Genomic DNA, 22917 nt, shown 5'->3' with positions numbered 1-22917 from the left:
GTTGGCTCTCGATTGCTGTTGCCCACAAAGGATGCGAAAAACTTCTCAAAAGACGAAAAGAAGCTTCTCGGGGGGAGTTGTGCCGAAAGTATTTTTGTCGATACAGGGGCTGCGCGGAATTGCTGCGCTGCTCGTCGTCGTGCATCACTACTACGCCACCTATGGTTCGATCCACAAACTGGCCGGCGGCGATCTGCCGTGGCTTCTCTCATATGGAAACTTGGCGGTTTTCGGCGCCGTTGGCGTGCCGATTTTCTTTGTGATCTCTGGATTGGTCATTGGTTTGCAGCGGTTTGAAACGGGAGCTGCGGGCATATATGACTTCATGGCTAAGCGGTTGGCACGCATTGCTCCCCTCTACTGGGTGATGACCCTCGCCTATGTTTGTTGGGCTTCACAATTGTGGACATGGCCGCAATTAGGCCGCTCACTGCTGTTCGTCGAGAGGCCTGTCACAGGCGAGCTTCCTGCGCTGGGGGTCGGCTGGACTCTTGAATACGAAATGTTCTTTTACATGGCATTCGCGGTCGCGGTGGTTTCCGGCATAGTTGGTACCAGGGCAAGGGGCGCGGCCATTCTGATCTCTGTCTTCGCGCTGATGGTTTACGTGAACTTATCGACCGATGCGGCGGTCTTCGGCTTTTCCGGAGCTCCGGTTATCTTGGAGTTCTGTGGCGGCTTAATCATCGCATCGACCATCCAGAACCGCGCCGTGACGCGGCTATGGCTGCCCTATCTCGTTGTCGCCCTGGCGATACTATTCCTTTCGACTACAGCCTTCGTCGGTGAGTCGCGAAACGTCATTTTTTCCATGTGGGGAGCCGGGGCCTTCTGCCTCGTGTTTGGGCTTGCCGCCGCAGAGGTCGAAGGTCGGGTCTTCATGCGTGGCCGCGCGTTTCAAATGCTAGGTACCGCGAGCTATGCGATCTACCTTGTGCATCTCGTCCTCCAGGGGAGCTTGTTAAAATGGCCGATCTGGTACTGGCGTTGGGACGAAATCATCGAGCCGCATCTCGGGCTTGTGCTCATGGTCTCGTTCGCTGCCTCCTGCGGACTAGTCGTCCACTACGGCTTCGAAGTTTGGGCCAACGCTTGGTTTCGGCGCTGGCTTTTACAATGGTCGCCGACGCGTCTTCAGCTCAGTCATCCTCAAATTGCCGATGGCGATGGTCCGCGTATCCGCGCTGTCGCACAGGAACCGAGCTGACACGCTGTTCTCGTGGCGCTGAGTGCGCCTACTTCCGCACGATCCAATCCAGCAAGTCTGGACCGATCGTCTGTGCGCCGGTGAAGTCGCTGACCATTTGCGCCGCAATTTCCGCCATCGAACTTCAGGGCATTCCGTCTTCAATGACCGATTTGTGGAAGGTGGCTCGTAGGATTTCGCGATCGAACGCCGACACCTTGGGCCGGACATTTCTGCTTCCCGGAAGCACAGCCATCACTTGATCCGGGTCACGGTGGCGCTGGCGCGTTGGCGCGTGCTTCGCAGCAATATGGGCCGCGAGTTGCTTTTCAGCCTCTGCAAAGTCAGATCGAGCGCAGCCAGTGCTATATCGCCTTCCGCCATCTTCGATGTACCAGCGGCCCGCTGCATGAGCGACCCGTCTTTTTTTCCGGTATTCGTCCCGCCAGACAAGGCGAGCTCCTTTGCTAGGGCGCGACATAGGCGTCGCATTTCCTCGATCGCCGCCACGGTCGTATATTCCTTGTTGGCGATTATTTCTGTGGTAAGGCGACCACGGCCGCGCTCTTTGCGGAGCCCTTTGACCGTCATCCGGAAAAGCAAGCTTGGCAGCAGAGTCTAGTCGCAAGGGCGCGTCGATGTCGAAGTCGGAAAACTTTGGCGCGATATCTCTCTCGCCATATAGTCTGATTCAGTGATGATCTTGATCTTGCATAGGCGAGCCGACGCTGTCGATCGAGAGACGTTTTTCAGCTCACAGCAATCGCTTTTGGCCCTAGTCCGACACCAGACTAAAAACTTGTCGGTGGTCACTTCAAAAAAGCGCGCATAAGTCATATTGTCCTTTTATTTTCAATATGATAGCCATAGTCTCCGTAAACAGCCGCACCCCGGTTTAACACTCTTTAAATCACATAAATTTCGGTGGAAAAAAGCCGGCGGGATCTCCGCCGGCTAGCTATCATGTCGGTAGGGTCGAGGCTGGATATGTCAGGGTCGCTTCGGCAGCAGCGACCAGACGGCCGGCACCAGGGCCGCGGCCAATGCCACCTTTATCAGGTCGCCGACGATGAAGGGCACGACACCGAACTGCCAGGATTTTTCGGCGCCGATCAGCATTGCCAGCCAGGCAAAGCCCATGGCCATCATGACGACTTCGCCGACCAGCATGGCATTGAAGAGCTTGACCGGATGACGCTCCCAACCACGGTCGGCGGCCCAGCCGACGATCGCAGCCATGACGACGAAGCCGGCCAGATAGCCGCCGGTGGAGCCGAGCATATAGGCGACGCCGATGCCCTTTTCCGGCGTGCCCTGGAAGACCGGAAAGCCCATGGCGCCCTCGGCCATGTAGAGAAGCAGCGTGGCGACGCCGAGGCGCAGGCCGAACGCCGACGCGATCAGCAGCACGGCCAGCGTCTGCAGCGAGATGTCGACCGGGCCGAGCACAACCTTGGTCTTGGCCGACAAGATGAGCAGCAGCGTCCCGACGATCGCCAGAAAAAGCTGCGTCGCCAGCCGCGCCGCGCCCTTTTCGGGCAGTGCCAGAGAAACAAGCGGACGCATCGTTGCTGCAAGTGCCATGGTATTCCTCATTCCGGACGGCCGCCGAAATGCGGCTTCGCTTTTTCCTATATTGGCTTCCGTGTTATGCGGCAATCGCTTTTGCCGTCTCACTGAACGGAGCTTCGCGTCGCCTCATGGCCCTCAAATTCGACACACGCTTCGATCCCGCCTACGGCCAGGCGGTGACGGTCGCCCCGGACGTGCAACGCGTCACCGCCGGGAATCCCGGTCCTTTCACCTTCCACGGGACCAACAGCTACGTGATAGGCCGCGAAACGCTGGCGGTGATCGATCCGGGTCCGGACGATGACGCGCATCTGCAGGCCCTGATCGAAACTATCGGCGGCAGGCCGGTCAGCCATATCCTCGTCAGCCATACCCATCGCGACCATTCCCCGCTGGCGGCGCGGCTGAAGGAGCGCACCGGCGCGACCGTGCTTGCCGAAGGCCCGCACCGCCCGGCCCGGCCGCTGCGAATCGGCGAGGTCAATCCGCTCGACGCCAGCGCGGACATGGCTTTCATCCCGGACGTCGCGCTCGCCGACGGCGCGCTGGTCCATGGCGACGGATGGACGATCAGGACGGTGCTGACGCCCGGCCATGCCGCCAACCACGCCGCGTTCGCGCTCGAAGGGACGGGCATCCTTTTTTCCGCCGACCATGTCATGGCCTGGGCGACCTCGATCGTCGCGCCGCCGGACGGCGCCATGGCCGACTACATGAGTTCGCTCGACAGGCTGATCGAGCGCGACGACCGGCTGCTGTTGCCCGGCCATGGCGGGCCGGTGACCAAGCCGCGCAGCTTCATGCGCGGGCTGAAGACGCATCGCAAGATGCGCGAACGGGCGATCCTGGAACGCATCCGCGGCGGCGACCGGACAATCAAAGAGATGGTGGCGACGATCTATCGCGACACCGACCCGCGCCTGCACGGCGCCGCCGGCCTGTCGGTGCTTGCGCATCTGGAGGACCTGGTAGCGCGCGGCCTCGTCGCCACCGACGGCGACGCGGCCATCGACGGCATTTTCACGCCGGCGGCATGACCATCATTCGGCCGGCGCGGGCCCGACCTGGCCGGCGACCTCCTGGTCGAGTTCGCCAAGGAAATCGACGATGCGGCCGGCATTGTCGCCGAGGTCGTAGCGGCCATAGCGAGAGGCCGAGCGCATGTCGACCACGACCGTATCGCCGTCATCGGCGATGCGGATCGCGACATCGGCGGGCAAGCCGAGCACGAAACTCCTGGCCAGCGCGTTGATCGTCACCTCGCTTTGCCCGTCGGTTTCGGGATACGGCCCCTGAAGCTGCCAGTCGCGGCGGTCGAGCACGGTTTCGACCGCGTCGACGACGGTCTCGAACGGCAGGTTGTAGCTGCGGCCGGTGACCAGCGGATAGGCATCGCCCTGCAGCCGCTGCTCGCCGGGCGTGGGTGGCGACAGCACGTTCATGTCCGCCGTCCGGTCCGATGTGTCGAGCACCGGCGGATCGTCGAGATCGGTCGAAATGTCCCTCAGCGGCGGCGAGGTCGTCGCCCAGTAGGCGGCGACGCCGAAGGGGGCAAGCACCAGAAGCGCCAGCAGCGCGCCGACCGACAGGTCGCGTCCACCGCGATCGCCGAAATTCCACAGCCTCGACAGGGCGAAGCCGGCAAACAGCAGGGCGAAGGCGGCAAGCAGCGCGACGATCGCCAGCACCCAGAGGAATACAGGCGTTTCGACGAGGTCGAGCTGATGGCCGACAAGCACTGTCAAGAGCAGGACCAGCGAAAAGGCCGCTGTCCGCCGCGACCAGCCGGCGGCGCTCGACGTCTGCCGTTCAGCAACAACAACCATATCCGCCGCACCAACCCGAACGATCTTCAGAGCCTCTGACGGCTGCCAGAAGCCTCAAAAACGCCCATCCCGTCAATCCGTTGGCAAGCGATAATCCCTGAACTGCTCACGCAAGGTGATTTTCTGGATCTTGCCGGTGGCGGTGTGGGGAATTTCGCCGACGAAGGCGACGTCGTCGGGCATCCACCATTTGGCCACCTTGCCGCTCATGAAGGTCAGGATGTCGGCCTTGCTCGGCTCCTTGCCCGGCTTGCGCACGACGACCAGCAGCGGCCGCTCGCCCCATTTCGAATGCGGAACGCCTATTGCCGCCGCCTCGGCGACATCGGGGTGCCCGACGGCGAGGTTCTCAAGGTCGATGGTCGAGATCCATTCGCCGCCCGACTTGATGACGTCCTTGGCGCGGTCGGTGATCTGCATGTAGCCACCGGGATCGATATGGGCGACGTCGCCGGTGTCGAACCAGCCCTCGGCGTCGAACTGTTCGGAACCAACACCGCCATAATAGGCGCGCGCGATGGCCGGGCCGCGCACCTTCAGCCGCCCGAAGGTCTTGCCGTCCCAGGGCATCGCATTGTTCTCGTCGTCGGTCACCTTCATCTCGACGCCGAAGGGCGGATAGCCCTGCTTGCCCTGGATATCGAGCCGCGCCTCGCCCTCCAGCACGGCATATTCCGGCTTCATGGTGCAAAGCGTGCCGAGCGGCGACATTTCGGTCATGCCCCAGGCATGGATGACATGGACGTCGTAGTTGTCCTGGAATTTCTGGGTTATGGCGCGCGGACAGGACGAGCCGCCGATGACCACCTTCTGCAGATGGGGAAGTTTGCTGCCGGTCTCCTCCAGATATTGCAGCAGCATCATCCACACCGTCGGCACGGCGGCGCTGAAGGTGACCTTCTCGGTATCGAGCAGCTCATAGATCGAGGCGCCGTCCATCTTGCAGCCCGGCATCACCAGCTTGGCGCCGATCATCGGCGCGCTCTGGCCAAGGCCCCAGGCATTGGCATGGAACATCGGCACGACCGGAAGGATGACGTCGCGGGCCGAAATGCCCATGGCGTCGGGCATGGCCGCGATCATGGCGTGCAGCACGTTGGAACGGTGGCTGTAGAGCACGCCCTTGGGATCGCCCGTCGTGCCCGAGGTGTAGCACATGCCGGCGGCAGTGTTCTCGTCGAACGTCTTCCAGGCGAAGGCGCCATCGGCTTCGGCGAGCCACTCCTCGTAGGCAACCGCGTTCGGCAGCGCCGTCTGAGGCATATGCGCCTGGTCGGTCAGCACGATGATCTTGTTCAGCGATTTGACCGCGCCGGCGATCTTTTCCAGGACCGGCACGAAGGTCAGGTCGACGAAGATCGCCTTGTCCTCGGCGTTGCTCATGATCCAGGCGATCTGTTCGGGAAAGAGGCGCGGATTGAGCGTGTGATAGACCGCGCCGATGCCCATGATGCCGTACCAGGCCTCGATGTGGCGCGCCGTGTTCCAGGCAAGCGTGGCGATGCGGTCGCCGAGCCTGAAGCCGTCGCGCTCCAGCCGCTGCGCGACCTTCAACGCCCGATGATGGACCTCGGCATAGGTGGTGCGCACGATCGGTCCCTCGATCGAGCGCGATACGATCTCGCGTCCGCCATGCTGCCGCTCGGCATTGTCGATCAGCTTGTGGCAAAGCAGCGGCCATTCCTGCATCAGTCCAAGCATTTGTTCCTCCCCTGCGCTTTGGCGATCCTTTTTGCGGCATTGTGGGACGAACCGGCGGATTGTCCAGCCGTAAGCGCTGAAAGCGTTGCATTCCTTGAAGACCCTGCGCAAACCGCCACAATCCGGCCATCGTCCGCGTTAAGTTTCGTTAATGGGCTGGGTGCGCGATTGGCGAATGAAAGAGGTTCGCATGGACACGCAGCTCGACGACAAGGCGCCGGAAGACCTGGAACTCGAAAACTCGCTTGCCGAAAGTCTGGCCAATCTGGCGCCGGACACCAGGACGGTCTCCGAAGATGAATTCGTCGAGGTTGTGGGCGGCGCCCTGGAGGCGGTCGGCGGCACGCTGCTGTTCAAGATGTGCGTCCAGAACGACGGCGAAGACCAGCACGTTGCGGCTGCCTGTGTCGGAGACGGCGGCAATCGACAATTCCTGCTGCTCACCCTGCCGGCCGTCGGCGGCGCGCTGAAGGTCGAGACCGCATCGAGGAGCACCAATCCGGTGGCCGGCATCGCCGCCGCCTATGCCGGGCTGATGGACGTGTTCCAGACGGCTGCCTGACGATTTTCTCGACGGCTCGCCCTGAACGCCGCCCCGGCGTGATTTCGTTTGGGCTTGCGCCGGCTGCCTGCACGACACACCTATTGCGGGCGACCTCTCAATCGGACAAGGACAGCCCGCCAATGGACCAGATCGCCAACCCCGCCCCCGGCTTCCAGCGCAATCCCGGCAAAGTCATCACTGTCGAGTCCTTTAGCGGCACCGTCACCGTGCGCGCCGGCGAAACGGTCATCGCTTCCTCGACAAGGGCAAAGCTCCTGTCGGAGCCGCCCTATCCTGCGGTCTTCTACATTCCTTTCGACGACATCGATTTCAGCCAGTTGGCCAAGACCGGTCACTCGACGCACTGCCCTTATAAGGGCGATGCCAGCTATTGGAGCGCGCTGCCGGCCGGCGAGACCGGCAAGGATGCGATGTGGGCCTATGAGCGGCCCTTCGACGAGATGACGGAGATCCGCAATCACGGCGCCTTCTATCCGAGCAAGGTGACGATCGAGGCCACGCCGGACTGACATGCTGCCTTGCCGGACGGGACGAGGCCAAAGCGTGGCCTGACCGATCAGTCGGTGGTGCCGTCGTTGCCAACGCCGTCGGCATCGTCGAGCCGCACCAAGGTCAGACCTTTTGCCTTCAGCGCCAGCAGGCCCTGGACCACGCCTTCGCCGGCGGCATGGGTCGGCTGGTTGATGTGGGCGATGATGACGTCGCCATCCTTGGCGGCGGCGATGCGGCGGGCGGTTTCCCTGGCCCCCAGAAGCGAGCCGCCATCGCCGTTGATCGAGAAGCCCGCGACCTTGAAGCCGAGCTTGCGGATCGTGGCGATGGCCGACGGGCTGTATTCGGCGGTGGCGCCACGAAACCATCTCGGCGCCGGCTCGCCGGTGCCTGTGAGTGCCGCGGCACCCGATTCGACCTCGGTCAGCACCGCTTCCGGGCTGCCGGCACTGCGGATGCCATAGATCTTGCGCGGCGTGTCGACCGCCGGGATATGGCGGCCGCCATGATTCTCCAGCTCGAATAGATCCGGATGGGCGCGCATGATCTCGACGGCGGCGGCGTTGCGCTTCAGCCAGATGCCGGTGACGAAAATGGTGGCCGGGATGCGGTTGTCGACGAGCGCCGAGAGGATGCGGGTGTCGGTCTGGCCGCCGCAGGCGTCGAGCGTCAGCGCGACGCGGCCGCTGCCGCCTGCCTGCGGTTTCAGATGCAGCGTCGGCTCGACAAGCGGCGCGGCGCCGGCCGTGGACACGGCGCAAACCGACAGCGCAATCGCGCAAAGATGTTTCCGCAAGAGACGCATGATCGATTTCCGGGCCGGTGGTCGAAGCAGGATGGTTGCAATATCCAGCCAAAAGACCCGCATCAAGGCGAAAATCGGGACGGCGCCCGTGCGAAGAACGCAGTCACGAGAATTTGCTTCAGGCGTAGCGCGAGAGCGCGTTTGCCGTTTGCTTTTCGGTGCGCGCAAGGATCTCGCGCACGGCGTCGGTTACAGGTCCGACTTCCAGGCGCCAGACGCAGCACGCCTTGCTCGGGTCGGTCGGCTTGCAGAAGTCGCTTGCCACGCATTCGCAAGGCATGGAGGGCTGCAGCGCGATGCTCGCCACGCCGACCGGCCCCCAGCGGATCGGATTGGTCAGCCCGTAGAGGCCGACGACAGGGGTGCCCGCTGCCGCCGCCATATGCATCGGACCGCTCTCATTGCCGAGGAAAAGCCGCGCCTCCTTCAGCAGCGCCAACAGCGTTTCGAGCGAAAGCGCACCGACAAAGTTGACGACCGGCGAGGCTGTCCTCGCGGCAATCTCGTCGGCCGCTTTGTGCTCGTCCGGGCCACCGACGAGCACGAAATCCAGCCCGGTCTCGCGCGCAATCTCGTCGATGACGGCGGCGAAGCGCTCCGGCTGCCAGCGCCGACCGAGAAAACTCGCCCCGGCATGCACCGCGACAAAACCGCTTCGCCTGAGATGGTATTTGTCCAGCAAGGCGAGCGCCCGCGCCATTTCCACAGCCAATGGGCGGATCGACGGCGCTCTCGCGCGCAGGTCGACGCCAAGCGCCTCGAGCGGCGAAAGGTATCGGTAGAGATAGTGCCGCTCACCGAAGCCGAACGGCCTGGCCCGGACGTTGGCCGGCTGACGCTCGTGCCAGCGCAAGGGCCTTTCGGACGGATGGTAGCCGACCCTGGCCGGGGCGTTGACGAGGCTGCTGATGATGCGTGAGGTCTTCGAATCGGTCAGGTCGATCGTCATGTCGAAGCGGTGCCGGCGCAGCCTGCGCACCATCGAATACAGCTCGCGCCCTCGCTGCAGCGGCGATCCGCGCATCATGGCGCGGCGGAACGTGACGACATCGGAAGCGATGCCGTGGGCGGTGAGGAAGCTGGCGAAACGTGCCTCGCAAAGGAACACGATCCCGACGCCGGGATAGCCGAGCTGGAGGTTCCTGGCCAGCGCCGAGGCGAGAACGAGATCGCCGATGAACTTCGTCTGTAAAATGAGGATCGAGCGGAAGGGAGCGGGGGAAATCTGCAACATCTGTCTCGGGCGCCGGGGGGATCGGAGACCCTGGAGACTGGGCGGAAACGATGTCGAGAATGGGGGCCGCCACGCGCACGTTCGCGTGACTTTGCTTACAAAACCGTAAGGCGGCGAGCCCACCGGCATGCCGATCGGCTAGCCGGAGCATTCCCTGGCAAGCCAGGGAATGCTCCGCCCGGGATTGTGGTTTTGTCGCGGATTCCGGTCGGAAATCCGTGCGACACCGCGACCGAAAAGATCAGTCGCGTTTTGCTGATGTCTTTGCCACCTTCACCGCGGCCTGCGCCGCGGCCAGTCTGGCGATCGGCACGCGGTAGGGCGAGCACGACACATAGTCGAGGCCGACCTCCTCGCAGAAGCGGATCGACGACGGATCGCCGCCATGCTCACCGCAAATGCCGAGCTTGATCCCGGGCCGCGTCGCCCTGCCCTTTTCGGCCGCGATGCGCACCAATTCGCCGACGCCCTCTATGTCGAGCGACACGAACGGATCCTGCTCGATGATGCCCTTCTGCCGGTAGGTCTCCAGAAAGGAGGCCGCATCGTCGCGCGAAATGCCGAAAGTGGTCTGGGTAAGATCGTTGGTGCCGAAGGAGAAGAACTCGGCCGCCTCGGCGATGACATGGGCGCGGATGGCCGCGCGGGGGAGCTCGATCATCGTACCCGTCAGGTAGTCGATCTTCGTGCCGGTTTCCTGCATGACGCTGGCGGCGACCGCGTCGATGCGCGCCTTGACGTAGTCGAGCTCCTTCACGATGCCGACCAGCGGCACCATGATCTCCGGCACCACCAGCGCGCCGGCCTTGTGGCCGGCCTCGACGGCCGCCTCGAAAATGGCGCGCGCCTGCATCTCGGCGATCTCGGGATAGGAAACCGCAAGACGGCAGCCGCGATGGCCGAGCATCGGATTGAATTCGTGCAGGGCCTCGGTGCGCTGCCGGAGCTTGTCGGGCGACACATTCATGGCGGCGGCGACCTCGGCGATCTCCGCCTCGGTCTTGGGCAGGAATTCGTGCAGCGGCGGATCGAGCAGCCGGATCGTCACTGGCAGGCCGGCCATGATCTCGAACAGTTCGAGAAAATCCGAACGCTGCATCGGCAGGAGCTTGGCAAGCGCGGCGCGCCGGTCCTTTTCGGTATCGGCCAGGATCATCTCGCGCATGGCGACGATGCGGTCGCCATCGAAGAACATGTGCTCAGTGCGGCAAAGCCCGATGCCCTCGGCGCCGAAGGAGCGCGCCATGCGCGCATCGAGCGGCGTTTCGGCATTGGTGCGCACCTTCATGCGGCGAGCGGCGTCGGCCCATTCCATGATGGCGGCGAAATCGCCCGACAATTCCGGCTGCAGCATGGCCACCGCGCCCTTCAGCACCTGGCCGTTGGCGCCGTCGATGGTGATGACGTCGCCCTTGCGGAAGGTCTGCCCCATCGAGATCAGCGTCCCGGCCTTGTAGTCGACGCGCAGCGAGCCGGCGCCGGACACGCAGGGCTTGCCCATGCCGCGCGCCACCACCGCGGCATGGCTGGTCATGCCGCCGCGCGTGGTGAGGATGCCTTCGGCGGCGTGCATGCCGTGGATGTCCTCGGGGCTGGTCTCGATGCGCACCAGGATCACCTTGCGGCCTTGCGCCTTGGCGTCCTCGGCATCGCCCGAGGAAAAGACGATCTCGCCGGTGGCGGCGCCCGGCGAGGCAGGCAGGCCGACGCCGATGACGTCGCGGGCGGCCTTGGGGTCGATGGTCGGGTGCAAGAGCTGGACGAGCGAGGCGGGATCGATGCGGGCGACCGCTTCCTCCCTGGTGATCAGCCCGTCCCTCGCCATCTCGACGGCGATCTTCAGCGCCGCCTTGGCGGTGCGCTTGCCGGACCTGGTCTGCAGCATCCAAAGCTTGCCGCGCTCGATGGTGAATTCGAGATCCTGCATGTCGCGGTAGTGCTTTTCCAGGCTGTCGGAAATGTCGACGAAAGCCTGGAAGGCTTCCGGCATCAGCTTCTGCAGCGACGGCTTGTCGGAGCCGGCGGCGATGCGCGCCGCCTCGGTGATGTTCTGCGGCGTGCGGATGCCGGCGACGACGTCCTCGCCCTGGGCGTTGACCAGGAACTCGCCATAGAGTTGTTTTTCGCCGGTCGACGGGTTGCGGGTGAAGGCGACGCCGGTGGCGGACGTGTCGCCCATGTTGCCGAACACCATGGCCTGGACATTGACCGCCGTGCCCCAGCTCTCGGGGATGTCGTGCAGGCGCCGATAGGTGATGGCGCGGTTGTTCATCCAGGAAGAGAACACCGCTCCGATCGCGCCCCAGAGCTGTTCTTTCGGATCCTGCGGAAACGGCTTGCCCAGTTCCTCCTCGACCTTGGCCTTGTAAAGCGTGATCACGCCCTGCCATTCGAGTGCCGTCACCTCGGTGTCGAGCTCATGGCCGAGGTTCGCCTTCTCGTCCTCCAGGATCTCCTCGAAAACCTCATGGTCGAGACCCATGACGACGTCGGAATACATCTGGATGAAGCGGCGGTAGCTGTCATAGGCAAAGCGGGCATCGCCGGAATCGGTGGCCAGCGCCTCGACCGTCTCGTCGTTGAGACCGAGATTGAGAACGGTGTCCATCATGCCCGGCATGGAAGCGCGGGCGCCTGAGCGGACCGACACCAGGAGCAGCTTCGCCGGATCGCCGAAACGGCGGCCGGTCAGCCGGCCGATATGATCGAGCGCTACCGCGACATCCGCCTCGAGCTCGGACGGATAGGTGCGGCCGTTGGCGTAATAGGCGTTGCAGACCTCGGTGGTGATGGTGAAGCCCGGCGGCACCGGCAGCCCGAGGCTGCACATCTCGGCCAGGTTGGCACCCTTGCCGCCGAGGAGATTGCGGTCGCCGGCACGGCCTTCTGCAGCGCCATCGCCGAAGGTATAAACCCACTTGGTCATGCTCGCCCTCCAACGGTCGCAGATTGCAGGTTGGCGAAGCCTGTGGCCTTGGCTCCGCCCTGTCCGAATCGAGCGATATGATGCTGCACTGCGAAAGGCAAGGCGTCGGCAAAGCCGGCCGGCCGCTACAATCGATTAAGGAAAACCGCTAAAATCGATTAACTAAAAGCTGCGTCAAAAAGACCGAATGATTCCGAGGCCACCAGAATGGATGCAACGAGAGTATCCGGAGAGCGCCATGCAACCTGTCATAGGTCTCATCATCAGGAATACATTGCAAAATGCAGAGCCGCTAAAATTCCGCGCGATAGATCCAGGCGCTGCCGAAATCGAGCGGCCAGGATTTCGGTCAACCACGTCAGCAGACGTGCCCGTATGATTTTTTGTTGACAGCGAACCCCACTCCAATATTACCGGCCTAACTTTCCAAACAGAAAAAGCGAATGATGAAATTCGGGTCGAGCGGCGTCCGAGGTTTGGCCTCGGAATTGGTTGGGAAGCCCAGCGGACTCTATACCGCGGCGTTCGCCTGGCGCCTGGCTTCAAGCGGCTTGCAGTCGAGCGGCCCGGTCTTTGTCGGCCGCGACAAGCGCGACAGCAGCCCCGCGATTGCCGACAATTGCATGGCGGCACTGGCCGCGAGCGGATTCCAACCGATCGATTGCGGCGTCATCCCCACCCCGGCCCTTGCCCTTTATGCCCAAAAGCATGGCGCGGCCGCCCTGATGGTGACCGGCTCCCATATTCCCGCCGACCGCAACGGCATCAAATTCTATCGCCCGAATGGCGAGATCGACAAAGCGGACGAGGCTGCGATAACGCAGTATGTCGCCGAAAGGTCAAACGTGTACGATCCGCCGGCGCCTGCCGAAACGGCCTGGCCATCGCATCACGATGAAGCCGTTGCCGGCTACCTAGAGCGCGCCAACGGCATTTTGGGGCCGGATTCGCTATCCGGAATGAGAATCGGCGTCTACCAGCACAGTTCGGTCGCGGCGGAATTGCTGGTGCAGGTCCTTCGGTCTTTCGGCGCCGAGGCAGTTCCTGTCGGAAAGAGCCAAACCTTCGTGCCCGTCGATACCGAAGCCGTGGATGCAGGCACGCTTGCGAAGCTGAAGGGCTGGGCCCGCGAATTCGCGCTCGACGCCATCGTGTCGACGGACGCCGACGCCGACCGCCCGCTTGTCGCCGACGGGAACGGTGATCTGTTCCGGGGCGACCTGATCGGGCTGGTTACGGCTCTTTTCGTCGCGGCGGATACGGTGGTGACGCCCGTGACCTCCAATTCGGGCATTTCAGATGCCCTGGGTTTCGAGGTGAGGAGAACGAAGGTCGGGTCCCCCTTCGTCATCGCCGGCATGGAAGCGGCGTACCGCGATGGCACGGTCGTCATCGGCTTCGAGGCCAATGGCGGCGTTCTCCTGGGGTCGAATTGCCAGTTGAATGGAAAGACGTTGCCCGCGTTGCCGACGCGGGACTCGCTCCTCCCGATCCTGGCCGTGCTTGGCACCGTCGCATCTACGAAAAGACCACTGTCGCGCTTGCGCGAGCTTTGGCACCTTCCATTCTGCGCCAGCGAGCGCCTCGAGAACTTCCCGCTCGAGAGCTCGCGCAAATTGATGACCGAGCTCGCTGGCCCGGATGCGCTGCAGCAGTTCCTGGCCCCGTTCGGTACCGTCGCCGAAATCGATGAAACCGACGGCCTCAGGGCGCGGATGGATAGCGGTGAGATCATCCATTTGCGGCCGTCCGGAAATGCGCCGGAATTGCGCTGCTATTCGGAGGCCGCGACCTATCACAGGGCGACTGCGATCGTGGCGCTGACGCTGGAGAAGGCGCGGGCATTCGCATCCACCGGCCCAGAGGTCGCCTCATGAAAGTCGTTCCGGTCATCATCAGCGGCGGAGCCGGCTCGCGCCTGTGGCCCGCCTCGCGGCAGTCGCACCCCAAACCCTTCCTCAAGGTGGCGGACGGGCATTCGCTGATCCAGCACACCGCCTTGCGCGCCGCCTCGATCAAGGACGTCGTCGAGCTTGTCACCGTGACGTCGCGGGAGCACCTCTTCCTGACGACGGACGATTTCGACGAACTCGACCCCGTCGTTGCGCAGCGCACCTTCCTGCTCGAGCCGAAGGGGCGCGATACCGCCGCCGCGGTGGTCGCGGCCGCGATCCACGTCAGGACAACGCAAGGCCCCGAGGCCATTCTGTGCATTTTCCCTGCGGACCACATGATTGGAAACGTGGCGGCCATGGCCAGGGCCATCGAACATGCCGGGCAAGGACGCATCGCGACGCTGGGGATAAACCCAACCAGACCGGACACGGCCTTCGGCTATATCGAGGCGGACGGCGAAAAGGTCGCCCGCTTCGTCGAGAAGCCGGATCTGGAGACCGCCAGGGCCTATGTCGCGTCCGGGCGCTTTTCCTGGAACGCCGGCATCTTCTGTTTCCAAGCACGGGTCATGCTCGAAGAAATGGCCAAGCATTGTCCCGCGGTGATCGAGGCCGTTCTCGCCAGCTATGAGGACAGCGGATCAGCCGGGGCGAAGGCTTTGCGAACATCGAACTCTCGGCGGAGCATTTCGCCGTGGCGCCGCGCATTTCACTCGACCATGCGGTGATGGAAAAGGCGCAAAACCTGGCCGTCGTTCCCTGCGACATGGAATGGAACGACATCGGATCGTGGAACGCGATGGCCGAACTGGTCGCCCCCGACCAGAGCGGCAATCGAATTCGCGGCGACGTTCGCATGGTCGACACCGCGGGCAGCTACGTCAGCTCCGACAAACGCCTTATCGGCACGGTCGGCGTCAGCGACCTGGTGATCGTCGATTCCCCGGACGCATTGCTGGTGGCAGCCCGCGACCGCGTCCAGGACGTCAAGAAACTGTTCGAATCCCTCAAGGCTTCCGGACATGAAGCGCATTTGCTTCACAGCACCGTGCACCGGCCGTGGGGCACCTACACGGTTCTGGAGGAAGGCGAGCGCTTCAAGATAAAACGCATCGAGGTGAAGCCTGGCCGGCGGTTGAGCCTGCAGATGCACCACCATCGCTCGGAGCACTGGGTCGTGGTCAGCGGCTCGGCAAAGATCTTCAATGGCGACGAGGAGCTGTTCCTGGCGACCAACCAGTCGACCTACATCCCGTGCGGCCACAAGCATCGGCTCGAGAACCCGGGCAAGATCGACCTGGTGATCATCGAAGTCCAGAGCGGCGATTATCTCGGCGAGGATGACATCGTGCGGTTCGACGACGTATGCGGTCGCACCTGACAATTCATTGGCTCGCAGGGTTGGCGGGCAAAAACTACACACACAGGGGCTGGGACGGGGCAAACATCAGACACACCGAGAGCATTGATGACAAAGACAGCATTGATAACCGGCATCACCGGACAGGACGGCGCCTATCTGGCGGAACTCCTGCTGGCAAAGGGGTATTAGGTCCACGGACTTGCGCGGCGATCGAGCACGGCCGACGTCAACACGACGCGCCTGAAATGGCTTGGCATCGAGAAAGACGTCAGGATCGTCGACTGCCCGGACGGACTTGCGGGACGAAGCTCGGCGTTATAGAACATAACAAGAACATAGCAAGGAGTTGCGCCATGAAACTGACCGGGAAGCTCGACTATCTGGAACTGCCGGCGACCGGCGGCACGCTGGATAGCGTGAAAGCCTTCTACAGCGCCGCGCTCGGCTGGTCCTTCACCGACTACGGGCCGACCTATTCGGCCTTTGCCGAGGGGCTGGACGGTGGTTTCCAGGCCGATGCCGGCGAAGCCGCCGCGAAGCCGCTGCCGGTGCTCTATTCGGAGGCGCTGGAGGAAACGCTTGCGGCGGTCGAGAATGCCGGCGGCGCCATCGTCAAGCCGATCTTCTCGTTTCCAGGCGGACGACGCTTCCATTTCACCGATCCGGCCGGCAACGAGCTGGCCGTCTGGGGCGAATAGACGCAAACTGACCGGTCCTCGGGCCGCCCCTCGGACAGGCGCGCCGGTCAGTCGACGGCGAAACATGCGGCAAGATTACCTTGGATGAGACCTGTCCGAGCATTGAGCTTTGCGCCGGCTCGTCCTATAAGGCCGCGCGCAACGGCACGTTGCGGCTGTTGGGGCGTCGCCAAGTGGTAAGGCATCGGTTTTTGGTACCGACATTCCCAGGTTCGAATCCTGGCGCCCCAGCCAAACCAACAGCACGAGACATCAGCGACTTGTCGCTTTGAGCGGCCCGTTTTCAGCCTTGCGCATGAACTTGCGGCAGGGCGGCATCGAGCGACCGCTCGAACGCATCGACCAGCGTATCGACCTGAGGCTCGGTGATGATCAGCGGCGGGCAAAAGGCGATGGCGTCGCCCATGTTGCGCGAGATGACGCCATTCTGCTGCAGCAACCCGTTGACCAGCGCACCGAGAGCGGCAGGCTTGCCCCATGGCGCCTTGCTCGCCTTGTCGGCGACCAGCTCGACGGCGGCGATCAGACCAACGCCGCGCACCTCGCCGACCAGCGGATGCGAGGCGAGCTTGCGCAGCCGCGCCTGCAAATGCGCGCCGACCCTGCGCGCATTGCCGACAAGGTCGCGCTCCTCGATCAGCTTCACATTCTCAAGCGCGACCGCTGCCGCGACCGGATGGCCGCCACCGGTGAAGCCGTGACCGAAGGTGCCGATGCGATTGCTTTCGTCGGCTATCGGCTCGAACACCTTGTCGTTGATGAGCAGGGCCGAGATCGGCAGGTATGAGGACGAAATCTGCTTCGACAGGACCATGATGTCGGGCTTGATGCCGAAGGCCTGCGAGCCGAACATCTCGCCGGTCCGGCCGAAGCCGCAGATGACCTCGTCGGCAACGAGCAGGATGTCGTATTTCGACAGCACGGCCTGGACCTTCTCCCAATAGAAGGCAGGCGGTACGACGACGCCGCCGGCGCCCATGATTGGCTCGCCGAAGAAGGCGGCAATGGTCTCCGGTCCCTCGGCAAGGATCAGGCTCTCCAACTCGTCGGCAAGACGGCTCGAGAACTGCTCCTCGCTCTCGCCCGGCCTGGCGTCGCGCCAATGGTGCGGCGTCGATATGTGCAGCACATTGGCGATCGGCAGGTCGAAGGAGAGATGGTTGTTCGGCAGCCCGGTCAGGCTTGCCGCGGCTATGGTGACGCCGTGGTAGCCGCGCTTGCGGCTGATGATCTTCTTGCGCGCCGGCTGACCGAGCGCGTTCGAGCGGTACCAGATCATCTTGAGCGCCGTATCGTTGGCCTCGGAGCCGGAATTGGTGAAATAGGCCTTGCTCATCGGCACCGGCGCCATCTGCACCAGCTTCTCGGCCAGGTCGATCAGCGGCGAATGCGCTTTCGATCCGAAGTCATGATAGAAAGGCAGCTTCGACATCTGCCGGGTCGCGGCCTCGACCAGGCGCTTTTCCGAGAAGCCGACCGCAACGCTCCACAGCCCTGCCATCGCCTCGATATAGCGGTTGCCGGCAATGTCCTCGACATAGATGCCGTCGCCCTTTTCGATGACCAGCGGACCCGTTTCCTGATGCTTGCGGGCATTGGTGTAGGCATGCAGGTGGTAGCGGATGTCGCGGGCTTCAGGGGAATTGGGTTGGGCGTCCATGCTGGCTCCTGTCTGCAGGCGTGCGGGCCAAACAGACCGTCTCTGTGATGAGAAGTCCAAGGTTCCGCCTCGCATTTGAGAGGCTTGATGCATCATGGCGGCAGGCGGCCGCAAGAGCCGCTCTGTCATGATCGATAGCGCCATGCAGTTCCCAACGCTGCTTCGCACCACCCCAATGCCGCGGCCAGGCGCATGATCGCCGGCACTGGACAACAAGCCTATGATCCTTGAAGGCTGTGAGGCGCCGCTTGCGCAACCAAAATGGACGGGGGCATGGAACAGGTCGATTGCATCGTCGCCGGCGCCGGCGTCATCGGCCTGGCGGTTGCGCGCACCATGGCCGCACAAGGCCTCGACACGCTGATCCTCGAAGCCGCCGACGCCATCGGCACCGAGACGAGCTCGCGAAATTCGGAGGTCATCCACGCCGGCATATACTACCCAAGGGGGTCACTGAAGGCGCGGTACTGCGTTGACGGGCGCGAGCTTCTGTACCGCTACTGCGCGGAGCGGTCGATCCCGCACCGGCGCTGCGGCAAGCTCATCGTCGCAACCGACGAGGCACAGGAGCCGGTGCTTGCCTCCATTCGCGCCAATGCCGCCGCTTGCGGCGTTGACGACCTGCGGTTTCTCTCCGCAGCCGAGGCGCAAACGCTGGAGCCGGCGCTGCATTGCACCAAGGCATTGCTGTCGCCCTCCACTGGCATCATCGACAGCCACGCTTTGATGCTCGCCCTGCTCGGCGAGGCCGAAGAGAACGGCGCCATGCTGTCGCTCAACACGCGCATCGTTTCCGGTCGGATCGGCGCCGGCGGCGGCATCGTCCTCGAGACGATGGACAGCGCAAGCGGCGAGCGTTTCGAGATCGCCGCCTCACACCTGATCAACGCAGCCGGTCTCGGCGCGGTGGCGCTTGCCGCCTCGCTCGACGGGTTCGACCGGCAGTTCCTGCCCACGCTTCGCTACGCCAAGGGCAATTATTTTTCGGTGGCCGGGCGCGCGCCGTTCTCGCGGCTTGTCTATCCCGTGCCCGAACCCGGCGGGCTCGGCGTCCATCTGACGCTCGACCTCGCCGGCACGGCGCGCTTCGGGCCGGATGTCGAATGGACGGACAGGCTCGACTACCGCGTCGACCCTGCGCGCGGCGAGCGCTTCTATGATGCCATCCGCAAATACTGGCCGGAGCTCGCCGACGGCAGCCTGCAGGCGGCCTATAGCGGCATTCGCCCAAAGCTCTCCGGACCCGGCGAGGCCAACAGCGACTTCGTCATCCAGGATCCGGCAACCCATCGCATCGAAGGCCTGGTCAATCTGTTCGGCATCGAAAGCCCCGGACTGACGTCCAGCCTGGCGATCGCGGAGCATGTCGCGCGTATTCTGGGACCAAGGGCGCGCTGATGCACAGCCCAATTACAAGCACCTCGACAGTCAGCCAAGCGGGCCACTAAGGACCTCGCCAACACCCCGGAGCAAGCCCGCGCGTTGCTGGCGCGATTCAGCTCGCCTCGCGCATGGCTTCGGCCGCCTGCAGGTCGACCGAGACCAACTGGCTGACGCCCTGCTCAGCCATGGTGACGCCGAACAGCCGGTCCATGCGGGCCATGGTGATCGGGTTGTGGGTGATGATGACGAAGCGCGTCTCTGTGGTGCGGGACATCTCGTCCATGAGATTGCAGAAGCGCTCGACATTATGGTCGTCGAGCGGCGCGTCGACCTCGTCGAGCACGCAGATCGGCGCCGGATTGGTGAGGAACACGGCGAAGATCAGCGACATCGCCGTCAGCGCCTGCTCGCCGCCGGAGAGCAGCGTCATGGTCTGCGGCTTCTTGCCCGGCGGGCGGGCAAGGATTTCGAGCCCGGCTTCCAGCGGATCCTCGGATTCGATCAGCTGCAATTCGGCGGTGCCGCCGCCGAACAGATGCGAGAACAGGCGCTGGAAATGGCCGTTGACCACCTCGAAGGCCGACAGCAGCCGCTCGCGCCCTTCCCGGTTGAGGCTCTGGATCGCCTGCCGCAATTTGCGGATCGCCTCGATGATGTCCTCGCGCTCGGAAACGATGGTCTCCAGCCGGTCGGACAGCTCCTTTTGCTCTTCCTCGGCGCGCAGGTTGACGGCGCCGAGCCGCTCGCGCTCGACCTTCAACCGGTCGAGTTGGCGCTCGACCTCGGCCATTTCGGGCATCGGGTCATCGGCTTCCAGACCGGTGTGGCGGATGACCAGGTGCGGCGGCGTGTTCAGCGTCTCCTGGATACGCGCCTCGACCTCCAGCCGCCGCTCATCGGCGGCCGTCAGCCGCTCCTCGGCGCGGACACGGGTTTCGCGCGCCTCGGCCAGCGACTGAATCGCCGCGGTCGCGGCCTTGTCGAGCTCGGCCTGCCGGTTCTCCGCTTCCTGCAAACGGTCGGCCGCCGCCTGGCGCAGAGTCTCCGCCTCGGTCAATTGCGACAGCAGCGCGCGGCGCTTGGCGTCGATCTCGTCCGGAGCGTCGGCCAGCCGCTCGCGCTCGGCCTCGGCTTCCGCCCTGCGCTCGCCAAGAGCGGCGATCTGCGTCGAGGCGTTCTCGGCCCGCTCCAGCCAGTTGCGGCGCTCGGCGCCGATCGCTTCGAGGCGGCGGGTGCGGGCCTCGGCCTCGCGCCGCAAGCCCTCATGGACGGCGCGCGCGTCGGCGAGGGTGGCGCGATCGCGCGAGACATTGGCCGAGGACTGTTCGAGCTGCAGCTGCAGGTCGCCGAGATCGGGCGCGTCCTGCAGCAGCATCTCGGCTTCCACGAAAGCCGCCTGGGTTTCCTCATGGCTGTCGACGACGCGGGCGCGGGCTTCGTCGAGCGCGGCACGCCGGCTTACCAGCTCGCCGCCGGCCTTCTCGGCCTCGGCAAGCGCGTTGCGGGCGGCATCCAACCCATGCTGGGCGTCGCGGCCGGCCTGGCGGGCATTGCGCTCTTCTTCGCTTGCCTGGCGCAGCGCCTGTTCGGCCTGGGCAAGGGCTGCCTCGGCCTCGCGCAGGACGCGGGTGGCCTGCACCGCCTCGGCGTCGAGCTCGGCCAGCCGGTTCTTCTGCGCCAGCCGCTGCGCGGCGGCGGTCGGCGCGTCGGCGCTGGCGGTCAAGCCGTCCCAGCGCCACAGCGCGCCGTCGCGGCTGACCAGCCGCTGGCCTGGCGCGAGCAGCGCCTGCAGACGACGGCCGTCGGCGGCCTCGACAATGCCGATCTGCGCCAGCCGGCGGGCAAGCTGGGAGGGCGCTCGCACCACGCTGGCAAGGCTCTTCACGCCTTCGGGCAGCGCGGCGTCGCCCGGCTGGACGGCGCTCTCGCCCCAATGCACGGGGGCGCTGCGGTCGAGCGGCACGTCGAGATCTTCACCGAGAGCGGCGCCAAGGGCCGTCTCGTAGCCGCGCTCGACGCTGAGCTGCTCCAGCACGGAGGGGAAAAGATCGCCACTGGCGGCATTCAGAATCTTGGAAAGGGTGCGGGCTTCGGTCTCGATGCGCTGCAACTCAGCCTTGGCGTCCTGTAGCGGCGGACGGGCGGCGCTTTCGGCGCCACGCGCCTCGGCGACCGCCTGCTCGGCCGCAATGGCGCCGGCCTCGCTCTCTTCCAGCCGCGCCGCGGCATCCTCGACCAGCAGCCGCTTCTCGGCCGGATCGGGCAGGCCGGAAATGCGGGCGACGATGTCGGACAGCTCGCGGTCGACCTCTGCGAGCTGGCGGGCGAAGCGGTCGCGACGTTCGGCGGTCTCGCGCAAAGTGCGCTCGATCTGATGGCGCGAGGCGGCGGCTTCGGCTCGCTCCGCGGTCAGCGCGGCTAGCTTTGCCTCGCTCTGCGCGAGCGTCGCGCCGGCCTGTTCGAAGGCGGCCCGGGTGGTGGCCTCGCGCTCGGCGGCACCGGCGTTCTCGGAGTTGAGCGAGGCTTCCTCGGTGCGAAGGCGCTCGAGGATGTCCGCATTGTCGCGCACCATGCGCTCCTCGCGGGCGATGTCGCCGTCGAGCTGCTGCAGCCGGCGCTCAAGCTCGGCCTGGCGGGAGCGGATGCGGCCGGCCTCTTCCTCGATCTGTGTCTTGGCGATCGACAGGCGCTGGAAGGCGGCGGCCGCGGCAGCCTCGGCGTCGCGCAGGTCCGGCAGCCGGTGGGCGCCGATGCCTTGCTCTCTCGCGGCGGCCATCTGCGCGGCGGCGCGATCGCCGACCAGCGTCGTCGCGGCGGCCAGCGCGGAACGCGCCTCGCCTTCCTGGGTCTTGGCCAGCGTCCAGCGCAGATGCAGAAGCGTCGCCTCGGCCTTGCGGATATCGGCCGACAGGTTCTTGAAGCGCGAGGCCTGGCGCGCCTGGCGCTTCAGGCTGTCGATCTGGCTCTCCAGCTCGCCGACGACGTCATCCAGCCGTTCGAGGTTCTGCTCGGCGGCCTTCAACCTGAGCTCGGCCTCGTGGCGGCGCGTGTGCAGGCCGGAAATGCCGGCCGCCTCTTCGAGCAGCGCCCGACGCGCCTGGGGCTTGGCCTGGATCAGTTCGCCGATGCGGCCTTGCCCGACCATCGAGGGCGAGCGCGCGCCGGTCGACTGGTCGGCGAACAGAAGCTGCACGTCCTTGGCGCGGGCTTCCTTGCCGTTGATGCGATAGAGCGAGCCCGCCTCGCGCTCGATGCGGCGCGACACCTGCAATTCATCGGCGTCGTTGAAGGCTGCAGGCGCGGTACGGTCGGTGTTGTCGAGGAAAAGCGTGACTTCGGCGGTATTGCGGGCCGGCCGCGTGCCCGAGCCGGAAAAGATGACGTCGTCCATGCCGGACGCGCGCATGTTCTTGTAGGAGCTTTCGCCCATCACCCAGCGCAGCGCCTCGACAAGGTTCGACTTGCCGCAGCCGTTCGGCCCGACAATGCCGGTAAGCCCGCGTTCGATGACGAACTCGCCGGGCTCGACGAAGGACTTGAAACCGAGGAGGCGAAGGCGCGAAAATTTCATTCGCGCCGCCCCACACTACAGGCGCGCGCGCCGAAGCCGG

16 protein-coding genes, 1 tRNA gene and 2 pseudogenes are annotated in these 22917 nt (G+C 64.5%); 10 read left to right on the top strand and 9 right to left on the bottom strand.

Annotation, left to right across the window (positions count from 1 at the left end):
* The first annotated feature begins 79 nt into the window (after nt 1–79).
* The gene (locus EN846_RS06620; RefSeq protein WP_187331204.1) at nt 80–1207 is read left to right on the top strand and encodes an acyltransferase; all 1128 of its coding nucleotides are present in this window, start codon (nt 80–82) and stop codon (nt 1205–1207) included.
* 234 nt (nt 1208–1441) lie between these two features.
* On the opposite strand, the gene EN846_RS06615 is transcribed toward EN846_RS06620, so the two are convergent.
* Both EN846_RS06615 and EN846_RS06610 read right to left on the bottom strand, forming a co-directional pair.
* Nucleotides 1442–1777 (bottom strand): excisionase, encoded by a 336-nt coding sequence (locus EN846_RS06615; RefSeq protein ID WP_127310387.1) that lies wholly within the window; start codon nt 1775–1777, stop codon nt 1442–1444.
* 399 nt (nt 1778–2176) lie between these two features.
* Nucleotides 2177–2770, bottom strand: a complete 594-nt coding sequence (locus tag EN846_RS06610; protein ID WP_127393296.1) for a biotin transporter BioY — start codon at nt 2768–2770, stop codon at nt 2177–2179.
* 116 nt (nt 2771–2886) lie between these two features.
* On the opposite strand from EN846_RS06610, the gene EN846_RS06605 reads away from it, so the two are divergent.
* On the top strand, nt 2887–3795 hold the full coding sequence (locus tag EN846_RS06605; protein WP_127393295.1) for an MBL fold metallo-hydrolase: 909 nt from the start codon (nt 2887–2889) through the stop codon (nt 3793–3795).
* 3 nt (nt 3796–3798) lie between these two features.
* Here EN846_RS06605 and EN846_RS06600 read toward each other — a convergent pair whose 3' ends face one another.
* Together EN846_RS06600 and EN846_RS06595 are read right to left on the bottom strand one after the other, a co-directional pair.
* A complete protein-coding gene (locus EN846_RS06600; protein WP_135858113.1) occupies nt 3799–4584 on the bottom strand; it encodes a DUF1499 domain-containing protein in 786 nt (261 codons plus the stop codon).
* Between the two features lie 72 nt (nt 4585–4656).
* Nucleotides 4657–6285 (bottom strand): fatty-acid--CoA ligase, encoded by a 1629-nt coding sequence (locus EN846_RS06595; RefSeq protein WP_128346981.1) that lies wholly within the window; start codon nt 6283–6285, stop codon nt 4657–4659.
* 190 nt (nt 6286–6475) lie between these two features.
* Here EN846_RS06595 and EN846_RS06590 point away from each other — a divergent pair, with 190 nt between their 5' ends.
* Both EN846_RS06590 and EN846_RS06585 read left to right on the top strand, forming a co-directional pair.
* Nucleotides 6476–6847 (top strand): hypothetical protein, encoded by a 372-nt coding sequence (locus EN846_RS06590; RefSeq protein ID WP_127393254.1) that lies wholly within the window; start codon nt 6476–6478, stop codon nt 6845–6847.
* 122 nt (nt 6848–6969) lie between these two features.
* Entirely contained in the window at nt 6970–7359 is a 390-nt protein-coding gene (locus tag EN846_RS06585) for a DUF427 domain-containing protein (protein ID WP_127393253.1), read from the top strand.
* A gap of 47 nt (nt 7360–7406) precedes the next feature.
* Here the strand turns inward: EN846_RS06585 and EN846_RS06580 are convergent, their stop codons facing one another.
* The 3 genes from EN846_RS06580 to ppdK form a co-directional block, all read right to left on the bottom strand.
* Nucleotides 7407–8147: a polysaccharide deacetylase family protein gene (locus EN846_RS06580; protein ID WP_127393252.1), complete on the bottom strand. Its 741-nt coding sequence runs from the start codon at nt 8145–8147 to the stop codon at nt 7407–7409.
* Nucleotides 8148–8265: 118 nt separating this feature from the next.
* On the bottom strand, nt 8266–9381 hold the full coding sequence (locus EN846_RS06575; RefSeq protein WP_128346062.1) for a glycosyltransferase family 9 protein: 1116 nt from the start codon (nt 9379–9381) through the stop codon (nt 8266–8268).
* 241 nt (nt 9382–9622) lie between these two features.
* Nucleotides 9623–12307: a pyruvate, phosphate dikinase gene (ppdK, locus tag EN846_RS06570; RefSeq protein ID WP_128346061.1), complete on the bottom strand. Its 2685-nt coding sequence runs from the start codon at nt 12305–12307 to the stop codon at nt 9623–9625.
* A 446-nt stretch (nt 12308–12753) separates the two neighbouring features.
* Here ppdK and EN846_RS06565 point away from each other — a divergent pair, with 446 nt between their 5' ends.
* The 5 genes and pseudogenes from EN846_RS06565 (at nt 12754) to EN846_RS06545 (ending at nt 16497) form a co-directional block, all read left to right on the top strand.
* Complete coding sequence (locus EN846_RS06565) at nt 12754–14184, top strand: phosphomannomutase (protein ID WP_127284016.1); 1431 nt, start codon at nt 12754–12756, stop codon at nt 14182–14184.
* Nucleotides 14181–15583 (top strand): annotated as a pseudogene (locus EN846_RS36510) (mannose-1-phosphate guanylyltransferase/mannose-6-phosphate isomerase). Before EN846_RS06565 ends, EN846_RS36510 begins: the two are co-directional and overlap by 4 nt.
* Before the next feature lie 87 nt (nt 15584–15670).
* Nucleotides 15671–15817: pseudogene (locus EN846_RS06555) on the top strand (GDP-mannose 4,6-dehydratase); the annotation flags it as partial.
* 101 nt (nt 15818–15918) lie between these two features.
* Nucleotides 15919–16263 (top strand): VOC family protein, encoded by a 345-nt coding sequence (locus EN846_RS06550; protein WP_127284010.1) that lies wholly within the window; start codon nt 15919–15921, stop codon nt 16261–16263.
* Nucleotides 16264–16422: 159 nt separating this feature from the next.
* Nucleotides 16423–16497, top strand: a tRNA-Gln gene (locus tag EN846_RS06545).
* 49 nt (nt 16498–16546) lie between these two features.
* Here the strand turns inward: EN846_RS06545 and EN846_RS06540 are convergent.
* On the bottom strand, nt 16547–17923 hold the full coding sequence (locus EN846_RS06540) for an aspartate aminotransferase family protein (protein ID WP_127284009.1): 1377 nt from the start codon (nt 17921–17923) through the stop codon (nt 16547–16549).
* 273 nt (nt 17924–18196) lie between these two features.
* Here EN846_RS06540 and EN846_RS06535 point away from each other — a divergent pair, with 273 nt between their 5' ends.
* Nucleotides 18197–19321, top strand: coding sequence for an NAD(P)/FAD-dependent oxidoreductase (locus EN846_RS06535; protein WP_127284008.1), 1125 nt, complete (start codon nt 18197–18199; stop codon nt 19319–19321).
* A gap of 97 nt (nt 19322–19418) precedes the next feature.
* Here EN846_RS06535 and smc read toward each other — a convergent pair whose 3' ends face one another.
* Nucleotides 19419–22877: a chromosome segregation protein SMC gene (gene smc / locus EN846_RS06530; protein ID WP_135859958.1), complete on the bottom strand. Its 3459-nt coding sequence runs from the start codon at nt 22875–22877 to the stop codon at nt 19419–19421.
* Nucleotides 22878–22917: the final 40 nt, after the last annotated feature.

Origin of the sequence: Mesorhizobium sp. M4B.F.Ca.ET.203.01.1.1 (assembly GCF_004791025.1) — a bacterium.
In the GTDB taxonomy this organism is placed as follows: Bacteria; Pseudomonadota; Alphaproteobacteria; order Rhizobiales; family Rhizobiaceae; genus Mesorhizobium; species Mesorhizobium abyssinicae.
Note: the sequence above shows the minus strand (reverse complement) of the source record. Positions and strands in the feature narration are given on the sequence as shown.